We start from the raw sequence: 22,068 nt of genomic DNA on the forward strand, positions 1-22,068 counted from the left end.
TTTATTTCTTGACAGGAGTGTCGGGTTCTCCCTTAGCTTCATCACGGATACCGCTAGAATCCCAGCCCTCGCCCTCATCCAGCCAGGTTTTGATCTTATCGGAAGCAATCAGTTTTTCCATTTCTTCAATACGCTCTTTCAGCGCGCTGATAAACTCTTTCTTATCATCGCGGGTAGCAGAAAGGCTTTTAAGACTTTTCTCATCCTGACGAAGAAACGTTCTGGCCGCACGATGACTATGATAAGCACGAACTCCCAGCATCTCCAGGGCATCCGCACCCAGTCGCAGAGAGGTATCCACCGTTTCCCTGTAGATATGCAGTACGCCCAGATCCATCAACTCAAACGCGTCTTCATTATCCTTGGCACGTACCAACATCTGTAGATTGGGAAAATATTTTTTTACTATTCTTACTACCGATGTGGTCTTCTCATAATCATCCATGGCAATAATCAGCACCTTCGCGGTGGCCGCTCCGGCCGCTACCAATAGGTCATAGCGAGAAGCATCACCGTAATATACCTTGATACCTAGGTTGTGCAATGCGTCCACTCGGTCTGAGTCCATATCCAGGATGGTGGCCTTGATGCCATTTGCGCGCAGAAAACGACCAGTAATGCTACCAAAACGACCAAAACCAGCAATGATAACCGGATTATGTTGGTCTTCTATATCATCGGCATTGCGTGTAGACTTCTCCGTTATAGTGAACCTAGGTTGAACCAGTTTTTCATACAGCAGCATGAGCAAAGGTGTCATGGCCATACTGATGGCTACCACTGCGGTGAGCATACCAGTGGTATGTTTGTCGAGAATATTGGATTGGGCAGAAAAGGATAATAATACAAATGCAAATTCTCCAATATCACAGAGTGCGAAAGAAAACAACAAATTCTGATCTGTACTTAACTTGAACACCTTACCTAATCCTAGTAGAATGAGGGCTTTGATCGCCATCAATCCTAATACCAGCCCGAATATGGTCCAGGGCTGTTCCATAATCAGTGCAAAGTCGATGGAGGCGCCAACTGCAATGAAGAAAAGCCCCAGCAGTAAACCTTTGAACGGTTCAATATCGCTTTCCAGTTCATGACGATATTCACTATTCGCCAATACTACCCCGCCCAGAAACGCGCCAAGAGCGGAACTGAGACCTACCAGGTTCATCAGTACAGCAATGGCTACTACCATCAACAAAGCAGTGGCGGTGAATAATTCCCGGACACGCGTGCGAGCAATGATATGCATGATGGGCCTTACCAAATATCGTCCAGCAACGATGATGGCTATCACTGCTCCCAGTACTACGAGCGTTTGTCCCCAAGCTGGCAGGTTATCTCGCAACGAATGCCCAGTATTATCCGTAGCGACGGCATTTGCCGCCAACAACGGAAAGATGGCCAACATAGGGATAACCGCAATATCCTGGAAAAGCAATACGGCAAAGGAGCTTTGTCCGGCTGCCGTGGGCATCCACCCCTTTTCGTTGAGCGTTTGTAGCACTATTGCGGTGGAGGATAACGACATAATCATACCTATGGCGAAAGCAGCGCTTAGTGGTACTTTCAATAGCAATGCGGCACCAGCAATAGCGGCGGTACTCAACACTACCTGTAAGCCTCCAAGCCCGAGTATGGCGGATCGGAGGCGCCACAGCAAGGCGGGCTCCAGCTCCATCCCAATCAGGAATAACATCATTACCACCCCAAATTCCGCGAAGTGCATGATGTCTTCCCCTTCTTTTCCTATAAAACCAGCTACTGAAGGCCCAATGATAACACCGGCGAGCAGATAGCCCAGCACTGCGCCCAATCCCATTTTCTTTGCCAATGGTACAAATAGAATGGCCGATGCCAAGTATACCATCGCCTGAAAAAGTAACGAATGCTGATCCATATTATGCGTTTTGAATAGGTTCCTGTATAAGTTCGTTGAGATCCTGAATACTGTTGAGGGTATTCACATCAAAATCCGGCGATTTTAATTTTTCTAATACCGACTTCAATCGCTGTACTTCCGCCAGGATATCGGATTTATCCATACGATGTACGCCGTAAATGACATATGGAGAAACATAATGCATATTACAGAGTATCGCCGTTTGCGTGAATGGGAGTAAAAACTGCTGCAAGGGGTATCCGTGTCTCCCGCCTTTCCTATACTCTAACTCCCGACTACCAGCAGAAATAATATTGGACATATATTTCCCTTTTAACGCATTACCGGTATGTCCGTATGCCCACCCATGTTCCAGTACCAGGTCCTGCCACTGGCGAACAATGGCTGGGGCGTTGTACCAATACATCGGATGCTGCATCAGGATGATATCATGCTTGGAAAGTAATTCTTGCTCACGCGCTACATTCACGTCCAGATCTGGATAACGTTCATACAGATCGTTGAAAGTGATGCCAGGCATGCTTTTAATCATGGGAACCAGATGGGCATGCATCCTGGATTTCTCCAGGGCTGGGTGTGCAAAATTGATGAGTACACGGGCCATACGAGGCGAAAATTTTGAATTTATATCTCAGAATATTCTTGCAACAATTTACGGTATTGGTTGAGTATTCTGGATTTGGAGATCATCCCCAACAGTTTTTTATCCTTTACTACTGGCAGGTGCCAAGCATTCACAGCATCAAATTTCTTAATCACCACTTCAATATTATCATCGATGTCTACCACGACAGGCGGCGCTTTCATGAGTTGCCGCACATTCATGGTATCATACAGATCAGGATTAAACATGATAGGTCTGATATTATCCAATGCAATGAGTCCTTCAAAATTCCCTTTGTCATTGACTACCGCGATATTGCTACTGTCGCCCACCTTGATGAGGTCAATTAGTTGTCGCAGTGGCGCATTTTTAGAAATGGCTTGTATATCTGTTTCTAGGATATCTTCCATTCTAATGAGTGACAAAATGTTTTTATCGTGGGCGCGGGTGAATACTTTTCCTTCTTCGGCCAGTGCTTTGAGTTCCGGCGATATAGGTGAAAACCATTTGCCGATCAGGTAAGATACTGTGGCCACTATCATCAACGGAATAAATAGATCATATCCGGAGCTGGACTCTGCAATGAGGAAAATCGCGGTCAGCGGGGCATACATCACACCGCTCATTACACCGGCCATACCTACCAGTACAAGATTAGTAACCGGAACATCTATAAAGCCGAGCTGCCCACAGAGTAGTGCAAAGAAATATCCCAGGAATCCGCCTGCAAACAGGGATGGTGCGAAATTACCACCATTACCGCCACTTTGGATGGTGATGGCGCTGGCAAATGCTTTAAAGAGACATATAACCCCCGTGAAGATCAGCAACATTTGGCTTTGAGCGGGGATATAGCGAAAGAAACTGTTCTGTAAAATCGTTTCTCCGTGTCCGTTAGCCAGGGCTTTCACGTCAGTATAACCTTCGCCGAATAGTGGTGGCATGGCTACGCAAAGTATAGAAACGATTATTCCCCCAAGGATAGCCCTGCGAATAGCACTCCATTTCAGTCCATGGAAAAAATGTTCTACTTTTTGTGAAACGACTACATAATAACGGGCATAAAAGCCGCACAATAAACTCAATAGGATATAAAAAGGTACATTATGGTAGTTAAAAGCAGAGCGGGATTGAAAGTGAAATAATACATCCTCCTGCATAATGATTTTAGAGAGTAAGCTACCGCAGACGGCAGCCACTATCAACGGCATAAAGTCCGAAAATACAACGCCAGTGAGCAAAATCTCAAACGCGAACATCATGCCGGCAATGGGCGCATTAAATGCAGATGCAATACCCGCAGTGGCGCCAGCCGCTAACAACAGGGTTCGTTCCTTATAGGGCAGATGATAATTCCTGGCATAATTGGAGCCCAGCGCGGCTCCTGTTACGGCAATGGGACTTTCCAATCCCGCTGAACCTCCCAATCCCACAGTAATAGCGCTCTGTAATACCTGGGAATACATTTTTACGGGTGGAATCAAACTGGAGTTCTGTGCGATCTCATGGAGAATAGCAGGAATCCCTTTGCGAGACTGCCCTTTAAAAAACACTACTACAATGATAGTGGTCAAAACTATACCCAGAAAGGGAAAGATCGCGTAGAAAAATACCTGTGTATTGAAATGAACTTTATTTGTAATAACATAGTGGATATAGTGGACCAGCATTTTCAGCACAACGCCCGCCATACCTGCACCACATCCTACGAGTATACCTGAAAGAAGCAAAAACTGATTCCTGGAAAGCTTGCTATGCAGCCAATGAATGACGATCTCATAACTTCTGGCTTTCTTTAAACTGTACGTCTCAAAATCCCGCTTGAATTTAAAAAAGCCGTGATATTTCCGGAGATGGTTAAACTGACTCATACCGCAAATTTAGGCATCAGAGCTCAATGAGGGCATAAACTTTATCATTCATATATGGGCCGCCGGGATGATTAGCGGTATAATCTAGGTTGATCCAGTACTCGCCTTTTAGCTCGTGGTAGTATATTTCTTTAATCGGCGGCTTCGGAAAAAACAGGATAATGACCTGTTTGGCGACCTCAAACTCCTCTTTATTACCACAATACAATTCCGGGTAAGCATGCCCTTTGATGAGTACAATCCTGGTTCTAGCCCCGATTGACTGCAAACAGGAAGTCATCAGGAGGGAATGGTCATCACAGTCACCGCCCAGTCCGTTTTGAATGGTTTCCTGTGGCGTGGCGAAATATTCATCCCTTCTGGAGTCTAGTACATATTTGAAATGGCTGTTGATATACCGGAAAAGTGACAAAAAACGCACGATTTTGCCATATTTGAAGAAATAGGCATCATAATAATCGAGACTATGTTGAACGGAAAAATTGCGGACAATGGAATCATTGTAGTTAATCTTTTCTCTCAACCCGCGAACGGTTTTATCGCGGTAGCTCTCTACCCTTCTAGGGTACAAACTGAGGATATCCAGTTGTTTGCTGTCTTTTGCGCCCCAGTTGCCTTGTACCATCCCTTTATAGTCGCCGACCACGTTTTTGAGCGAATACCCTTCTACAGATCGATTTATGAACAGCGCACCACATACCAGGAGGAATGCGGGTACAATCAAGGGGCGGAAAATCCACCTGAGTAAGAATACGATGGCCAGACTGATAAGAGCGGCTACGATCAAGTCCACATGTAGGCCACCAGCCACAATGGGTGGTAAGAACCTGTTAATCACCGGGGCCAATATGCTAATGGTTAGCAAGCCCAGGAGATTGAATAGTAGGTGCTGAGAAAAAGAATATTTGCTTTCGTCAATTGCCATCTATGTTGCAAGAAAGCAAAAATCTATCAGAATTTGCGTGCAAAATTCAGCGCTTCATGCTTAAAGGACGTGTTTGCTTTAATGCTATCTATTTGTGATTGAGTATCTGCGATTTTACCGGACATATTTAATTGTGTGTACAATTTCTTCAGCAGGTTTAGATTTCGCAGTGCAATGACCTTAAAATCCAATTTTTGCGCGGTTTCAACAGCATTTTCAGCGGTACGGAGTGCGCGCATGAGGTCTTGCTCTTTATAATAGTAATCGGCAGAAATCATTTTCTGCAAAGATTCTACGTATTTACTAGCAAAGTAATTAGCCGAATAGTTTTTCAGCACTTTATCTGTGTGGCGACAGAGTCTTTCTGCTTTTTCCATATCTCCGAGTCTGGCCAAAGCATGTGTTTGCCAACAGAGTAACTGGAGCCGGAAGGAGTCTGTTTTGCGGTGCACCAATGACGGGTAGGTATCGAATATCTGGCGAGTAAACTGCAGCAGATGATCAAAATCTTCCAGTAAAGAGAGGGCATAGCCCATATTGCGGATAACGATTTCCTGGGGAATGCTGGTGGAACAAACTTGTTTACTGGCGGCGGCTTGGAGGTAATGCGGATAATTATATATTTTTTGCAATACCTGTTCGTCTACGATGCCAAATTTCATACGCTCATAAATAAACAGGAGGATTTCATGAGGAGTGACCCACAGTTCATCTTCCAGTTCTTCTGGTGCATATATTTTCTTAATTGCCAGTAGGTGCGCTTCACATTCTTCTGCTTCCAGTTGGAGCAGGGAAATGGTGAAGAGCATACTGCGTATTTTCAGTTTATCTTCCTTGGTATCAGCCAATGGTAATAGTGCCCATAGTACTTTTTTCTTCCGGAAGTGGATAAACTCGTCGTTAATAAAGGTGCTGATCGGGTTCTTTTTAAAGAAGCCAGCAGGGAAAATGGATCTCAGTTCCATTTGATCGTTACCATCCAGTTGATAATGGAGAACGAGATATTCCAGGAGATGCGATTTTTCTATCAAAGACAGTGGCAGATGCAGCATCTTCAGGATGCCATCTGTTTGTTTGTGATTGATCGCGAAGCGCAGTAACCATTTGAACACACCTACCCTATATGGGGAAGATGGCAGGTAAGATGCGATTTCCTGTAATACCGGTTCGTTTACTTGCTGACTCGTTTTCTGGAGGTAATGCATCGCCACAAAGTATTCCAGGAGGAATACGTGTGCAAAGCGCACTTTCACATGATACATAATTTCCTGGCTAAGATTTTCTTCTACGAGGATGTTATCCGCGAGGAGTTCCTTGTATGCCGGGAACAGTTCTGAGTTTTGGTCCAGCAGTTCCAGTTTTTCCACATACATACCATTTCTTCCCAAATCTAGGAGGGAGAGCAGGCGTTGTATAATTTTGATTTTAAAGGTGCTGGTAGGTGAAATGAATACTTTATTCTGTACAAATCTGGAAATGATTTCATACAGACTTAAATTCTCATCTACAAAAGAGGTTTTTGGGTCAGGGTTCAACTGACAGAATAATTGTAGATAGTATGGATGTCTAAGTTTCTGAAGGAATGTTTCAGAGAACTGGTTAATAATATCTATCGGGTAATCGTGTCGTTCAAGAACGGTTTTGATTTCCTGGTCGTTGAGTTGTTTAACGTTGATATTGGTTTCTTCATCCATTTCGGAGCCAACGTACCAGTAGCGGCGGAAAGCCGCATAGTCATTCGGGCGCTGAAACAGTTCATTCCAGGTACTACTTCTGATAGAGAGGATGACTTTAATCCAAGGGAATTGATCGTTGGAGTAAATAAAGTCTTCCAATTTGGAATATATCAGTCGTAATTTTTCTGCAGAGACGGCTATTTCATCGAAGCCGTCTATTATTAATATAAGACGCGAGCCCCTCTTTTCGAATTCGGATGCAAAGTATTCGCGGAAATTTTCCCCGTTGCCGTGGTTGAGTTGATTATCCAACCAGGTGGAGAGGGAGAATCCTTTCAGGAGGAGACTTCCAGCGGCATGAGCATGTATAAACCAGCAAACGTCTTCTCCGAATTTCGCTTGTTTATTATGCCAGAAATGGTCTGCCAGATGGACCAGGGAGATGCTTTTCCCCCATCCTGAAGGGGCAATCAATGCAGTAGCGGTATAATTGCTTTCCAGGAATTTCTCAATATGATTAATGATGTACTGTCGCTTGACCGTATTCTGGAAATTAATACCAGAGCGGTTTTGCAGTGTCAACATCGTATAATGCGATACTGCAGAAGCTTTGGTTCTGAGTTCCGCCCATTTAGCTTCTTTCACTCCTCCGTTTACAGCGGCGGCCTGTGGATTATTTAGCATATAATGATGCTGCTGGAATGCCTCCCAGTCTTTATAATCACAGTATTGGGCCAGTGTATTTAAGGTGAATCGAGAGAAGCTGTGTTGGGCCACAGCAAAGCCAAACACTCTTTTAAGAGTGGTTTCACTGATTAATTGAGTTGTCTTTTCCAGTATGGACTGGCCGAGATGTTTACATTCTCCTGGCGACATGACTTCTACCCCAAATTTCTGCAAAACTTCCTTTTGCAAGGTTAGAATAAAGTCATAGGATATATCTATCATAGGGGACAATAATGGATTATGGAATTTCGGTACAAAAGTTAATTACGTAGATATCAAACATTTAGATTTTGAGAAAGTTAAAATAAAGTTGAGAGGGATAGTCATGGAAAAATGTTATGTATGTGTAATTGAATAATATGTCATCAAAACAACTACCCAAACTTGGGTAGTGTAGGTGTTAAGCTATTGTATTTCAATATAATAACATATAATTTAATCTAGTTAACTCAATGGCTGCGATAGGAATTCAGTGAGGCTGATTTTTACTTAACTATTTGAAAAAAATATTTTAAAAAGATGTCAGCCCCTGCCCTAAAATGAATAAGACGACTCCCGAATTAATAAAAATGAACAAAATGAACAGACTGAACAGAAAATGAACAAGCTGAACAGTTTTAAATTAATGAACAAAAAGACATATACATAAACCCAGAGAGACTTATACTTTCGCATAACGGATTGTCAAAATATATTCTTAGGCAGAAGGAATCCCAATTCAACCAGAATCCTAAGGCCCGTCATCATTATTCTTAACCGCTGCCTTCCCAAGAGTTTATTGTGTCAATAAACAAAGACTTCTTATTATCCAAATACTGATGCTATGCATTCAAAAGCTACTCCTACTAGCCCTTTTAGTGCTTCCTTTGTTATCCTGAGAGCCCGGGATGGATCACTTCCTAAACCGAGGAAAAGCCCCCGATTTGTTAACTGGTGGAAATGCATTATTTCCGCCTTAATCCTTATTGCATGCTATGGCACTAACGTGAACGCACAAACGTATTATCAGCGAGTATATGCTAACTCGCAAGCAAATGCTGCGGCGCTAACATGTCTTGCCTGCGGTGTTACGAATCCTCAATTTGCAGTGGATGCTCCACCCGCAGGATTGAGCACTGCATCTACTCTTCGCTCGGATGTGGGACTGCTGTCATTCGTATATCAGGATCTCATCTTCCCCGCTCCTATTCCTGTGACGCAAGGCGTGATCCTGAAAATAGGAACAGGTAATGTGGTCAGTGTTACATTGGCTACCATTACTGCCCAACCCATGAGCGGAGGCACAAATGTGGGATCTGCTACCAGTCTCAACTCCGCGCTGGCAACCTTATTAGTCAGCAATTCCGCAAGTGAAATATATGTTCCTGCACCAGGAGGCTCCGGCACCTACGATCGTGTACGCGTGCAAATTGGCGGCCTCGCAACTGTTGCTACTACGCTGCAGATTTATGCAGCCTATTATAACATACCTGCAACTACCTCACTTGCTTGTGATCAACCTATTGATGCTTATGGTGGCCCTAAAAGCTTTATCAATATTGCTAGCTTGGTGAATCTCGGAACAGTGGACAATCCTGGGAATGCAATAGATGGTGATACTACTACCTTCGCCACATTGAGTACCTTGGCTGGCGTGGCCGGTTATACCCGCCTGGATGCGGTATTCCCTGGCTTATCCAAAACTGGTGACTCCGTACGCATTATATTAGGTGATGCAAACGGTATCCTTTCTGGAACCGTATTGTCAAACGTCACATTTTTAACTTATAATGGCAATACAGTTGTTGATAGTATCCCCGGTAACAGCAATGTATTAAACCTAGGCCTTTTGTCAGGGCCAGGTTCCAAATCATATGTGACCTTCGCTTCGTCGGGGCCATTCGATCATGTAGAAGTCCGAGAAGGATCTATCGCCAACGTGATAAGTAACCTTAACGTATATGAGATTCGGAGATATATTCCGAGTCCAACCGTATCTGGATCAGCAGCTAACCTGTCTACCTGTCTGAATACCCCAGCTACTTTCTCCGTTCAAAATCCAGATGCTACCCTGAAATATACCTGGTTTAATGGTACAGGTGGAGTCGTCCAAGGACCCGCGTCTACCTCTACCTATTCTCCTCCGGTAAACGTTGCCGGTAGCTTCAATTATTCAGTTACCGCCAGCAGAACCCTTTGTACAACCAGCTCTCAACCAACACCTCTTAACTTATTGGTGAAAGCTTATACCACCGCTGCAGACATAAACTTCCCAGATACAGCCTATAGTTGTATGGGAGACACCGTGCGGATTACGCCGTATTCCACCACGATGAATAAACCTGTCTTCAGTTGGTGGCAAGATGCCGCCAAAACAACGCCTATTACAAATGGGCTGGTTGTTGCTGGGACTAAATTCCTGGTTGATCCTACTACAGGTAAACTGACCATTATCGGATTACCTGCCGGCACCAATCATTATTATGTAAGTGCATCTGATTCTACGCATTGCGATAACCTCGCCAATACGCTGAAACAAGTAACTGTGCTTACCACTACGAAGGCGCCAGTTCCAACACTGGGCGCATCCACTGTATATGGTAGCGTAAACCAACCAGTAACTTTGCTGGCAACCCCTCCAGGTGGTGGTACGGTTTACTGGTATTCAGATACGACACTTGCTCCTATTGGAACCGGTGATACCCTGACAGTAGGCGGATTCTCCACTCCAAGTACACATATATATTACGCTGCTGTAAGACTCAGCGCCAGCGGAGCCTGTGAATCTTACCGCGTAGCTGATACCGTAATTATTCTGCCTCCTGTAAATACTGCTTGTAACGCTCCCTCCAGTACAACCACTGGTACTACACTGGGTTGCGTACTCTGTAGCGTTACAAATCCAAATAATGCAATAGATACTACTGCAAGTACCTTCAGTACATTAAATATACCTGTCGGACTGTTAGGAGGAAGCGTCTATCAACAAGTGATCTTCCCAACACTGGGTGCCCCAACAGATAGCCTGAGACTTACCTTCGGCTACAATGGCTCTTTAGCCAATGTGGGTCTCCTTGGAGGTGTTGAAATTACTGTTGCCAATGGTACTAATGTAATCGCAAGAGATACCCTCTCCAAACTGGTAACATTGAACCTGCTCAGTAATCCTTCTCAGTTTACAGTGACAATACCAACAGGCGCCGCTTATAATACGGTGCAGGTAAGACTCACAGGTGTAGCTAACCTGCTCAATCACATCAACTTCTATGGTGTAAGAGCCGTCGCGCCTAATCCTACTTTTACTAATAGTAGTACCTGCGTAGGTTCAAGAGATACTATTACTGCAAGTGGCCTGGGTGCAAATACACTTAAATGGTATACAGATTCTACTACTTCTGTTACCGCTGGTACTGGTACTCCATTTATTACGCCAGTACTGACAACTCCAGGTCTGATCACTTATTATGCACAAGTGACTGCCGCTGATGGATGTCCAAATCCTGACAGAATACCAGTACAAGTAAATGTGGTAAATACGCCAGCTTCTCCAGTTGTCCCAGGTACAATTGTGGTAAATACAGGACAAACTGCAAGCCTTACTGCTGCTCCAGTTGCTGGTGTTACCGTTAACTGGTACACTGATTCTATCACTGCTACGCCTGTCGGTTCTGGATCGCCTGTTGTGGTTGGTCCGTTCAATACGCCAGGTACTTATAAATATTGGGCATCTGCATCTGCTAATGGTGCTACTTGTTCTTCTGGTCGTGTGCCTGTGACCATTGTGGTAACTGGTCCTGTAGTGCCTCCTACAGCTTGTAACTATGCTACCAGCCAGGTATCAGGTACTACCTTAGGTTGTATCCTCTGCTCTGTGCAGAATCCAACCTTCTCTGTAGATAGCTCTACTACTAATTATACTACCCTGGCAATGCCAGTAGGTCTGCTGGGTGGTTCTATCTATCAACAACTGATCTTCCCGAATACAGGAAGTGCTACTGATAGTATCCAAGTAACTTTGGGTTCTTCTGTAAACCTGGCGGATGTAAGTCTGCTAGCTGGTACAGTACTGACTGTTTACAATGGCACTACACGGGTATCTGCAGATACACTTAATAACTTGGTAAACTTACGTCTGCTCAATAATGGTCAGCAGATTGTTGCTACCATCCCAACAGGTGCGCCATACGATCGCGTGGAAGTGCGTCTGACAGGTCTGGCTAATCTGATTACATCTATTAATATCTATGGTGCTAGGGTCTTATATCCAAACCCAACCATCAATACGCCAAATGATACCGTATGTGTGAATAACCCAGCAACGCTGACTGTAACCCCTGTTGCGGGTACTAGCGTGCATTGGTATGCTGATTCTACCAGCACTACCGTACTGAGTTCCAGCAATACATATACTACAGATACGTTGAGAACACCAGGTACTGTTACTTACTGGCTGGCTGTTTACGGTGGCCCGCAGAATTGCGAAAACCCTACCAGGATTCCAGTAAAAGTCTATGTAAGACAGCAAGGTGCACCAAGTGATATCAACTTGGCCGATACCACCACCGCTTGTACTACTGGTAATGCAGTACTGGCTCCAACAGCTAATCCAGCATCTGGTATCATCAATCCTGTGTTCAGTTGGTATTTCGATGCTGCTAAAACACAACCAATCACGAATGCTACCGTTAGTGGAGTAACCTATAATATTGATTCAACAGGTAAACTGACCATCACCGGACTGGCAGCAGGTACACACACATATTATGTAGCTATCGCTGGTAGCAACCGTTGTCAGAATGTTGCTGGCAACCTGAAACCGGCAGTAGTCAATGTAGTGACGGTGCCAGCGCCTCCAGTAGTGCCAGGTACAATCGTAGTTAACACTGGTCAAACTGCAACCCTTACTGCAACCCCAGTTCCAGGTGCTACCATCAATTGGTATACAGATTCTACTGGAAATAATTTGGTGGGCTCCGGTGCATCAGTAGTAGTAGGTCCATTTAATACGCCAGGAACTTACACTTACTATGCAGGAGTATCCCTCCCTGGTGGTTGTAAATCCAGACTGGTGGCTGTTTCAGTAGTGGTGGCTGGTCCTGTTGCACCTCCAACAGCTTGTAACTATGCTACTAGCCAGGTATCAGGTACTACATTAGGTTGTATCCTCTGCTCTGTGCAGAATCCAACCTTCTCTGTGGATAGTTCTACTACCAACTATACTACCCTAACGATGCCAGTAGGACTCCTGGGTGGCTCTATCTATCAACAGTTGATCTTCCCGAATGCGGGAAGCGCAACTGATAGTATCAGAGTTACATTAGGTTCTTCTGTAAACCTTGCAGATGTAAGTTTGCTGGCAGGTACAGTACTGACGGTATACAATGGTACTACAAAAGTATCCGCAGATACCCTCTCTAACCTAGCTACATTGCGTCTGCTCAACAATGGTCAGCAGATCGTCGCAACTATCCCTACAGGCGGAACCTACGATCGCGTAGAAGTGCGCATGACAGGTTTGGCTAATCTGATTAATTCAATTAACATATATGGTGCGAGGATTATGTATCCAAACCCAACCATCAATACACCGAATGATACAGTTTGTGCTTATACAAAAGCTACGTTGACTGTAACGCCGGTGGCTGGAACCGGAGTGCACTGGTATGCTGATTCTACCAGCACCACCGTACTGAGTTCCAATAGCACATATATCACTGATACCTTGAAAGTACCAGGCACTATTACTTATTGGGTAGCTGTATTCGGCGGTCCGCAGAATTGCGAAAACCCTTACAGGATACCTGTAAAGGTGGTAGTATTGTCTACTCCAATTGTGGTAGCGGATAGCACTAATCCATCAACCATTTGTGTCAGCAATCTGCCAGCTACATTGAAAGTGGTGGCTCAACCAGGCGTTACTTATACCTGGTATGGTGCATCAGGTAATGTGTTGTTGGCAAATAGCAATGTATACACTACTTCAAATACAATGGCTGTAGGCCAGTATACCTTCTATGTACAAGGCAACAACGCAAATGGCTGTAGTAACGCTAACGCACGTACGCCAATCAAGCTGAACGTCATCAGCAGTGCAATGCCGTCCGATATTAATATCGATACGGTGCAGAATATATGTTTGGGAGACACGGTTCGTCTTGTACCGACAAGCACCACTATTACAAATCCTGTGTTCCTCTGGTATGCAGACCAGCAGAAAACAACACCAATCACAACCGGTGTTAATCCGACTACTGGTGTGCTGACCATTCCGAACCTGGCCACAGGTACATATAATTACTATGTAAGCGTAAGCAGCAATGGCAACTGTGCTAACGCAGCAGGTAATCTGAAACATGTGACTGTAAACATTGGTAGAAAAGCAACTGCGGCAGACATACAGGTAACAGGTAATACTACTACTTGTGTGAATTCTACTACTACACTTACAGCCAGCAGTACAACTGTTACCAATCCAACATTTAAATGGTATCGCGATGCTGGCTTGACACAGTTCATTAGAAGCACAAGTACCTTCGTTACAGATACCCTGACAGCCACCACTACCTACTACGTAACCGTACAAGGTGTGAATGCATGTGAAAATGCTCCTGGCGCAGCGAAACCTGTAACGGTAACTGTAAACAACAGCTTTATAACTCCTACTGTAACAGGCGCCGCTATCTGCTCCGGTCAAACAGCAGTAGTGAAAGTGCTTAATCCAGATCCAACAGTTACTTATAACTGGTATAACTCTCCAAGTCTCAGCCTGTTCCTTGCAGCAGCCGATTCCTTCAAAACAGGTCCGCTCACAGGAGATACTACGCTGTATCTACAAGCAAGCAGAGGTGGTTGTACTTCAACATTCGTTGCAGCAACTATTACGGTGAATAGTGTAGCAAACCCAGTTGTGGATGCGAATCAGCCAGTATGTGCAGGCAGCGGAGGTACACTTGTTGTCAAATCGCCTGTAAGCGGTGTGGTGTACAGATGGTTTAATGTACCAACTGGCGGTACTGCACTGAATACAGATGCTGGTACTACCTTCAGCACCGGACCACTGACAACATCTACTATCTTCTATGTGCAAGCAGTTGGTACCGCAGGATGTACAGGTACTTCCGGTCGTGTGCCGGTAACAGCAGTGATCACCGCATTACCAAATGCGCCAACCCTGGTAACAAATAACCAGACTATCTGTGCAGGCGGTAACGTAACGTTTACCATTGCAAATCCAGATCCATCGCTGACTTACCACTGGTTCACGGCTGCAGTCAACGGTACAGAAGTGCCAGCGACTACTCCAACTACATTGACTGTAAATAATGTGACTGCAACTACTACTTACTATGTAAGTGCTGTAAATGCAGCAGGATGTAGCAACACAGGCAGCAGAACAGCCGCTACTGTGAATGTAAATCCTGCACCAACAGCGCCAGTAGTCACCATACCAAATGAAGTGGTATGTCTGAACAACAGCGCAACCTTCCAGGTAACCAATCCTGATCCAGCATTGACCTACATTTGGTATAATGCAACCACAGACAGCGTGGGAACAGGTGCATCGTTCACTACGCCGGTACTGACTACAACTACTAATTACTATGTAGTAGCTAAGAACAACACCGGTTGCTTTAGCCTGGCACATACAAATGTCAGCGCAACCGTTACCAATTCAATAGCCACACCATCAGTAGGTGCAAATCAGAACCTCTGTCTGGGTCAAACCTTGACACTCAGCGTGAATAATCCAGTAGCAGGTATTGTTTATCACTGGTACACTACTGCCACCGGCGGTACACCAATAGCTACCGGTTCAACGGTAACCTTCAATGGGGTAACTACCAATACAACCTACTATGTAGATGCAAGCGCTACTTCCGGTAACTGTACAAGTTCTACAAGAGCATCGGTAGCAGTAACTGTTAGCAATGTTCCAGGAACTCCTGCAGTGGCGAATGCTACACCAACTACTTGCCTCAACAGCATGATAACGTTGGCGGTACAAAATGCAGATCCAACGCTGACCTACAACTGGTACACCGTGCAAACGGGCGGTACACCAGTAGCTACCGGTGCAAGCGTGAACGTAGGACCAATCACTACAAACACGAACTACTATGTAGCTGCTGTCAATGCAAGTGGTTGTGCTAGCGCTCAACGTACACTGGTGAGTGTAACAGCGAGCACCGCTCCTGCAGCGCCTCAAGTATCCGGAAATGGTCAGGCGCAATGCCCAGGATCGTCTTATATCCTGACAGCTACCTCCACTACGCCAGGTGCATCTTTCGCATGGTACACAACGGCAACAGGTGGTACGCCAATCAGTCAGACATCCATATTCACTACTCCGGCTATCAACCAGAATACTACCTACTATGTAGAAGCATCTATCAACGGTGGCTGTGTAAGCGCAACCAGAACAGCAGTTCCGATTACAGTACTGTCAGCACTGACAGCACCAGTTGTAACAGTAACCAACAAAACTGCTACTAGCATTACGTTTACATGGGTCGCAGTGCCAGGTGCAACACAGTATGCCGTATCTGTAGGTGACTCTACACACTTCGTAGCTCCTAGCAGCGGTGCAAATGGACTCTCTCATACCGTTACTAACCTGCAACCAAACCAGAATGTAACGATCTATGTGAAAGCCATCGGTGTAGGTACCTGTCAAAATAGTCTGCTCACCGCCGTGACAGATAAGACAACTAATCCGAATGGTAACAATTGCTATGTACCAAACCTCTTCAGTCCAAACGGTGATGGTATCAATGATATCGAGTATGTATACGGTACGGCTATCGCACAGCTCGAATTCAGAATCTACAATCAGTGGGGACAACTGGTATTCGAATCCAGAGACCAGCGTCAAGGATGGGATGGTACCATGAATGGTGTGAAACAACCAGTGGGAGTTTATGTGTACATCTTAAAAGCAACCATGCAGGATGGTACAGTAGTTACGAAGAAAGGTAACGTAACTCTGATGAGATAACCATAATTCGGATAACCCGTAATCTATAATCAGCCGGGATACTGACAAACACAGTATCCCGGCCATCTTGAACAATAAAAAATGTTCCTATGAAGAGGATTTTTATAATTGCAATACTTTTATGGAGCAGTTTGTTGCCCCGTTTATCTGTTGCACAGGTAGACCCACACTTCTCTCAGTACTATGCTTACCCACTGTGGCTAAACCCGGCCCTGACAGGTATCCTTGATGGGGATTATCGCATCAGCGCCGATTATAGGAACCAATGGGCTAATTATGGTAAACCATTTTCCACAGCAGGGGTATCCATTGACGCTGCAACGGATAAGAATATTGGCGTAGGCGCCAATGTGCTGAATATGTCTGCCGGTGATGCCGGATACAACTACCTCAATGCAATGGCCAGCGTTTCCTATAGTGGTGTGAAATTTGGTAAAACCAAAACCAGTCAACTGGTATTTGGTATCCAGGCCGGCTTATTGAACAGAAGAGTAGATCCTGCTAAATTCCAGACGGGAAGCCAGTTCAATCCAACCATTGGTTTCGATCCCAGTATTGCCAATGGAGAGAACGTTACCAAAACATCCGCCTCTGCTTTCGATGCAAATGCCGGTGTGGTATTCTTTGATGGTAACCCCAATCATAAACTCAATCCTTTTGTAGGGTTTTCGGCAGCGCACCTGACACAACCGAAAGATCCATTTGCAGCGCAAGGAATGGATAGAACACTGCCCGTTAGATGGTTATTCCATGGAGGAACCAAAATTATCTTGAGTGATCAAGTAAGTCTGACTCCTACAGGATTATATATGCACCAGGGAAATGCAGAAGAAACAGTGCTCGGTGTATATGCACAAATGGCCGTTAATCCAGAATTTGATTTCCTTGTAGGCGGCAACTATCGATTCAATGATGCTGCCATACCTTTTGTTGGTTTCCACTTTAAAAACTTTGTACTGGGCCTCAGCTATGATGCTAATACATCTAATATGAGAAGATTGGTTAATGGGAGTCAAAGCTTTGAAGTATCACTTTCTTTCATCAGCAGAAAGAAACGACTGTTGAACCAGGATTACTTTATCTGTCCAAGATTATAATCAACAACTTGGAGCCATAGCGCGGAAAAACTATAACGAAATAGATCCTCATGAAAAAATTTATAACCTGTGTGCTGCTTGTTTTTACGGGGCTGTTTGATTCTACATACGCACAATATGTTTATGACTATAAACATACCGCTGATGTATACTATAATGCAAAGGACTACTACTCTGCAGCACAGTACTACAATAAAGCCCTGGGCACATTTAAGATAAAGTCAGAACAAGTATTACCCTATACTGTTGCTGGCGCCGCACCCCCAAGCGGAAAAATGAAAGATTACCAACAGGTGGTAGCCCGCCTGGCGGAGTCGTACCGACTGTATAACGATTTCGGCAACGCCGAAACCTGGTATACCCAATTAGTTGGGTTTAATAATCCCCAATTTCCACAGGCAAGATTCTGGTACGGCGAATGTCTGCGTGCTAATGGTAAATACGCAGAAGCCCTGGAACAATTTAACAAATTCAAACAGTCATACACTGCCGCTGACGATATTTCTACCCGCGTAAACCTGGAAATCCAAACCTGCGAATTTGCTTTAGATGAAGAGAAAAAGCAACCTAAATACACCATCGTAAAATTATCCGGGAATGTAAATGAAGGAGGCGCCAACTACGCCCCTGTCATGATGGATCCTAATACCCTGATGTTTACTTCCTCTAGGCCGGAAACCCCGCCAGTGCCAGTAAATACCAATACCCCGGAGAAAAAGAAGCAAGAAAGAAAAGGAACCCCATATGTAAATACACTATATACTGCCACAGGGGCAGGTAGTGATTTTGCAAACTCCCAAAAATTGACGATCACTAACCCGCCAAAGGGTTATGATCAAGGAGTTTCCACCATTTCTCCAGATGGTAGAACCATGTATCTCACCCGCTGGACTGTTAAAAATGGGGTTAAACAAACTGCCATCTGTATCAGTACCAAACAGAATGGTAGTTGGTCAGAGCCGCAGCCATTGGGCGCTAATGTAAATGTGGAGGGCTATAACTCCATGCAGCCTTTCATTACGGCAGATGGTAAATATCTCTTGTTCGCATCCAATCGCCCTGGCGGTATGGGTAAAAACGATATCTGGTATTGCGTTATGTCTAATGGTGTCCCTGGAAGTGCCCGGAACATGGGAACGACCATTAATACAAAAGATGAAGAACAAGCTCCTTTCTACGACCAGGAAAAAAATCTACTGATATTTAGTACCAACGGACGTGTAGGATTTGGAGGACTGGATTTCTTCCAGAGTGAAGGCGATTTTGGTAGCTGGTCAGTGCCTAAGAATATGGGTAAACCCTTGAACTCTGCAAAGGATGATATCTATTACACCGCTGCTGATAATGCACATCCATTCGCAGCCGGTTTCCTTAGCTCAGACAGAGAATCTGTTTGCTGCCTGGAAATATTCGCGGTGAAACGTATCCGTAAAATGGTGACCGGTCTGATCACTGACTGTGATACACACCAACCGCTGGAAGGTGTTACTGTTACATTGTTGGATACTGTCCGTGAGAGACAAGTAGGTAAAATTATACTAGATGCATCCGGCAGATATTCCTTTGATATCGATCCAAGCAAACCATACAAACTCGTTGCTGAAAAAGATAACTACTTCACTAAATCATTACGCTTCCGCACAGATGGAATGGATAATTCTGATGAAATGCAGAACCCGTCATTATGCCTGACGCATTATGAATTAGAGAAACCAATCGTTCTGAATAATATCTACTACGACTTTGGTAAAGCTACCTTAAGACCAGAGTCTAAAGTGGTACTGGATACTGTAGTGGATATGTTGAACGAAAATCCGAAACTCACGATAGAAATGAGTGCCCATACGGATAGTGTAGGTTCTGATAAGTTCAATAATAAACTGTCTCAGGCCCGTGCACAATCCTGCGTGGATTACCTGATTAGCAGAGGTGTTTCCTCATCAAGACTGACTGCGAAAGGTTATGGTAAATCCAGACCGATTGCGCCGAATTCCTTGCCTAATCACAAGGATAATCCGGAAGGTCGTCAGAAGAATAGGAGAACAGAATTTAAAGTGTTGAAAAGACAGATGAACGTACCTGCTACAGGTTATCAACATGAATGATAAAGAGATTGATTATACCCCATCCATATCCATGAACAACAACAGATCAGTGAATCGCCCACGCATAAGCGTGGGCGATTGTTTTTGATTCATCACACTTTTAACGTCCTATCACCTTGTGAGGTAAATAGTTCATCACTGTTTAAATTAACCAGATATTAAGAAGCTAATTAGTTCTTTTTGCCTATAGTACCGATAGCCAGGGTGTCTTTTTTATCGCCGGTTAAAACTTTCAGGTGAGCAGCGTATTTCAGAACATCAGCATAACGGAAAGCAGTATCTTTCTGACCAGCAGGAGTAGTTACCTTAATGGTTTTTACATTCTGGAAGATATTGATATTCATAGCAGCACCAGTTCCTTTGATGTTATCGCCGCTGATAGCAGCCAGGGTATCAGTTCCAGGTTGAGCTGGAGTACCGCCAATCACGTAGATGTATTGTTTTGCATCTTTGGTAGACTTGCTCAGTTTGATGCTCAGGTTAATAGAGCTATCTCTGTTTTCAGTCATGGTAACAGTTGCATTTGTTGCTGCAGCATCAGCGCCAACACCTTTCAGTGCATAGGATTCAGTACGTGGAGCAGGTCCGTCGTTGTTGTCGTCTTTTTTACAAGCAGTGAAAGTTACAGCCATAGCAGTAGCCATCATAACTCCCGCTGTGAGAGCACGTTTCTTTGAAATTGACATGATTTCAGATTTAATTGAAGGTTGTTAGAATGAATTTTCCGTTATAATAAAATTGCAATAGGTTTTCAGCGCTTACTGATTTGTTAAACGAGTATGTATTTTAAAAGTTACACAGGTGTTATGGAAATATTAAGAACGTGAATTTTATTTACTGCTGAAATGCTTTGTAGTATTGAGTTTAGCGAGATATAAATTTTTATAGAAAAACTTTTATAACGCTGTTGTAAATAAAGGTTAGTTGTCCAGATAAAAAATATTTATGCGTTACTGTAACTTTTCCGCAGGTAATTTCTTTCTATTGGGTACTGATTTTTTTAGCAATGTCCTAATGCTGAGATCATATTTTCGTATAGTCATTGACGATATAGTTAAGATTGATTTTTAGGGAGACACGATATTTCCGGGCGGAATGCCTCCGCTGGGGGTAAAATCGGGCTAAATAATAACTATGGCTGTTTTATTGGAGATATATTACCTTTGCCGGGTTTTGTATTTTACTTTAATCTAATTAAACCAGTAACTAAAAATAGTATGTCTCTCACAGTAGTAGGTACTATGGCGTTCGACGAGATCGAAACTCCATTTGGGAAATCAGGCAAAATCATCGGTGGTTCCGCCACTTTCATCGCTTGGGCTGCTTCTAACTTTGTAAGCCCAATCAATCAGGTATCCGTTATCGGAGGAGACTTCCCTCAGTCCGAAATCGATGCCCTCAAAGCAAAAGGTGTGGCCATGGATGGTGTACAGGTTAAGAAAGATGAAAAAACTTTCTACTGGTCCGGTAAGTACCATATGGATATGAATACCCGCGATAGCCTGGTTACAGATTTGAATGTACTCGCTGATTTTCAGCCGGTTATACCAGAAAGTTATCAAGGTAGTGAGTTCCTGATTCTCGGTAACCTCACTCCACAAGTACAGATGAGCGTGCTGGATCAGTTGAAAGAAAAACCTAAACTGATCGTAATGGATACCATGAACTTCTGGATGGAAGTAGCGATGGATGATCTGTTGAAAGTGCTGAAAAGAGTAGATGTCCTGATGGTAAATGACGGTGAAGCACGTCAGCTCAGCGGTGAATACTCCCTGGTGAAAGCTGCCCGCAAAATCCTGACCATGGGCCCTCGTTACCTGATTATCAAGAAAGGTGAGCACGGTGCCCTCCTCTTCCACGAAAATCACGTATTCTTCGCCCCTGCAATGCCACTGGAAGACGTTTATGACCCAACCGGTGCTGGTGATACCTTTGCAGGTGGTTTTATCGGCTATCTCGCTAAAACAAAAGATATTTCTTTTGAAAATATGAAAACAGCCATCATCGTAGGTTCTGCAATGGCTTCTTTCTGCGTAGAGAAATTTGGTACTGAACGTATCAGAGCCGTTTCTAAAGACGAAATTCACGCTCGTATCAACCAGTTCGTACAACTGGTGAACTTCGATATCGACCTGGTTTAATCCTCGTGTCGAATCAGATACCGTTTCAATAAAAACAAAGCCCGGCGCT

10 protein-coding genes are annotated in these 22,068 nt (G+C 44.2%); 4 read left to right on the top strand and 6 right to left on the bottom strand.

The annotated features are described in order from the left end of the window. Position 1: 1 nt before the first annotated feature. From JO154_RS19790 to JO154_RS19810, 5 genes are read right to left on the bottom strand one after another with little or no spacing between them, the layout of a single operon-like run. Positions 2–1,897 (bottom strand): monovalent cation:proton antiporter-2 (CPA2) family protein, encoded by a 1,896-nt coding sequence (locus JO154_RS19790; RefSeq protein ID WP_291948730.1) that lies wholly within the window; start codon positions 1,895–1,897, stop codon positions 2–4. 1 nt (position 1,898) lies between these two features. After that, positions 1,899–2,504, bottom strand: a complete 606-nt coding sequence (locus JO154_RS19795) for an NAD(P)H-dependent oxidoreductase (RefSeq protein ID WP_291948731.1) — start codon at positions 2,502–2,504, stop codon at positions 1,899–1,901. A 20-nt stretch (positions 2,505–2,524) separates the two neighbouring features. Then, positions 2,525–4,375, bottom strand: coding sequence for a chloride channel protein (locus JO154_RS19800; protein ID WP_291948733.1), 1,851 nt, complete (start codon positions 4,373–4,375; stop codon positions 2,525–2,527). 16 nt (positions 4,376–4,391) lie between these two features. Further along, positions 4,392–5,300 (bottom strand): transglutaminase domain-containing protein, encoded by a 909-nt coding sequence (locus tag JO154_RS19805; RefSeq protein ID WP_291948735.1) that lies wholly within the window; start codon positions 5,298–5,300, stop codon positions 4,392–4,394. A 26-nt stretch (positions 5,301–5,326) separates the two neighbouring features. Continuing rightward, positions 5,327–7,924, bottom strand: coding sequence for a hypothetical protein (locus JO154_RS19810; RefSeq protein WP_291948737.1), 2,598 nt, complete (start codon positions 7,922–7,924; stop codon positions 5,327–5,329). A gap of 601 nt (positions 7,925–8,525) precedes the next feature. Here JO154_RS19810 and JO154_RS19815 point away from each other — a divergent pair. The 3 genes from JO154_RS19815 to JO154_RS19825 all read left to right on the top strand — a co-directional run bounded on the left by JO154_RS19815 (position 8,526) and on the right by JO154_RS19825 (position 19,878). Continuing rightward, positions 8,526–16,676 carry a gliding motility-associated C-terminal domain-containing protein gene (locus JO154_RS19815; RefSeq protein ID WP_291948740.1) on the top strand — a complete coding sequence of 2,717 codons (8,151 nt, stop codon included), beginning with the start codon at positions 8,526–8,528 and terminating at the stop codon, positions 16,674–16,676. Between the two features lie 89 nt (positions 16,677–16,765). Then, positions 16,766–17,773 carry a PorP/SprF family type IX secretion system membrane protein gene (locus tag JO154_RS19820; protein ID WP_291948742.1) on the top strand — a complete coding sequence of 336 codons (1,008 nt, stop codon included), beginning with the start codon at positions 16,766–16,768 and terminating at the stop codon, positions 17,771–17,773. A 50-nt stretch (positions 17,774–17,823) separates the two neighbouring features. After that, entirely contained in the window at positions 17,824–19,878 is a 2,055-nt protein-coding gene (locus tag JO154_RS19825; protein ID WP_291948744.1) for an OmpA family protein, read from the top strand. A gap of 170 nt (positions 19,879–20,048) precedes the next feature. Here the strand turns inward: JO154_RS19825 and JO154_RS19830 are convergent, their stop codons facing one another. Beyond that, complete coding sequence (locus JO154_RS19830; RefSeq protein WP_291948746.1) at positions 20,049–20,564, bottom strand: hypothetical protein; 516 nt, start codon at positions 20,562–20,564, stop codon at positions 20,049–20,051. A 531-nt stretch (positions 20,565–21,095) separates the two neighbouring features. On the opposite strand from JO154_RS19830, the gene JO154_RS19835 reads away from it, so the two are divergent. After that, positions 21,096–22,019: a PfkB family carbohydrate kinase gene (locus JO154_RS19835; protein WP_291948748.1), complete on the top strand. Its 924-nt coding sequence runs from the start codon at positions 21,096–21,098 to the stop codon at positions 22,017–22,019. The last annotated feature ends 49 nt before the right edge of the window (positions 22,020–22,068 follow it).

It is taken from the genome of Chitinophaga sp. (assembly GCF_019236475.1).
GTDB lineage: Bacteria > Bacteroidota > Bacteroidia > Chitinophagales > Chitinophagaceae > Chitinophaga.

Bases quoted from the DNA above. Each gene is read 5' to 3' on its own strand.
- JO154_RS19790 (WP_291948730.1), bottom strand. From the start codon at position 1,897: ATGGATCAGCATTCGTTACTTTTTCAGGCGATGGTATACTTGGCATCG.
- JO154_RS19795 (WP_291948731.1), bottom strand. From the start codon at position 2,504: ATGGCCCGTGTACTCATCAATTTTGCACACCCAGCCCTGGAGAAATCC.
- JO154_RS19800 (WP_291948733.1), bottom strand. From the start codon at position 4,375: ATGAGTCAGTTTAACCATCTCCGGAAATATCACGGCTTTTTTAAATTC.
- JO154_RS19805 (WP_291948735.1), bottom strand. From the start codon at position 5,300: ATGGCAATTGACGAAAGCAAATATTCTTTTTCTCAGCACCTACTATTC.
- JO154_RS19810 (WP_291948737.1), bottom strand. From the start codon at position 7,924: ATGATAGATATATCCTATGACTTTATTCTAACCTTGCAAAAGGAAGTT.
- JO154_RS19815 (WP_291948740.1), top strand. From the start codon at position 8,526: ATGCATTCAAAAGCTACTCCTACTAGCCCTTTTAGTGCTTCCTTTGTT.
- JO154_RS19820 (WP_291948742.1), top strand. From the start codon at position 16,766: ATGAAGAGGATTTTTATAATTGCAATACTTTTATGGAGCAGTTTGTTG.
- JO154_RS19825 (WP_291948744.1), top strand. From the start codon at position 17,824: ATGAAAAAATTTATAACCTGTGTGCTGCTTGTTTTTACGGGGCTGTTT.
- JO154_RS19830 (WP_291948746.1), bottom strand. From the start codon at position 20,564: ATGTCAATTTCAAAGAAACGTGCTCTCACAGCGGGAGTTATGATGGCT.
- JO154_RS19835 (WP_291948748.1), top strand. From the start codon at position 21,096: ATGTCTCTCACAGTAGTAGGTACTATGGCGTTCGACGAGATCGAAACT.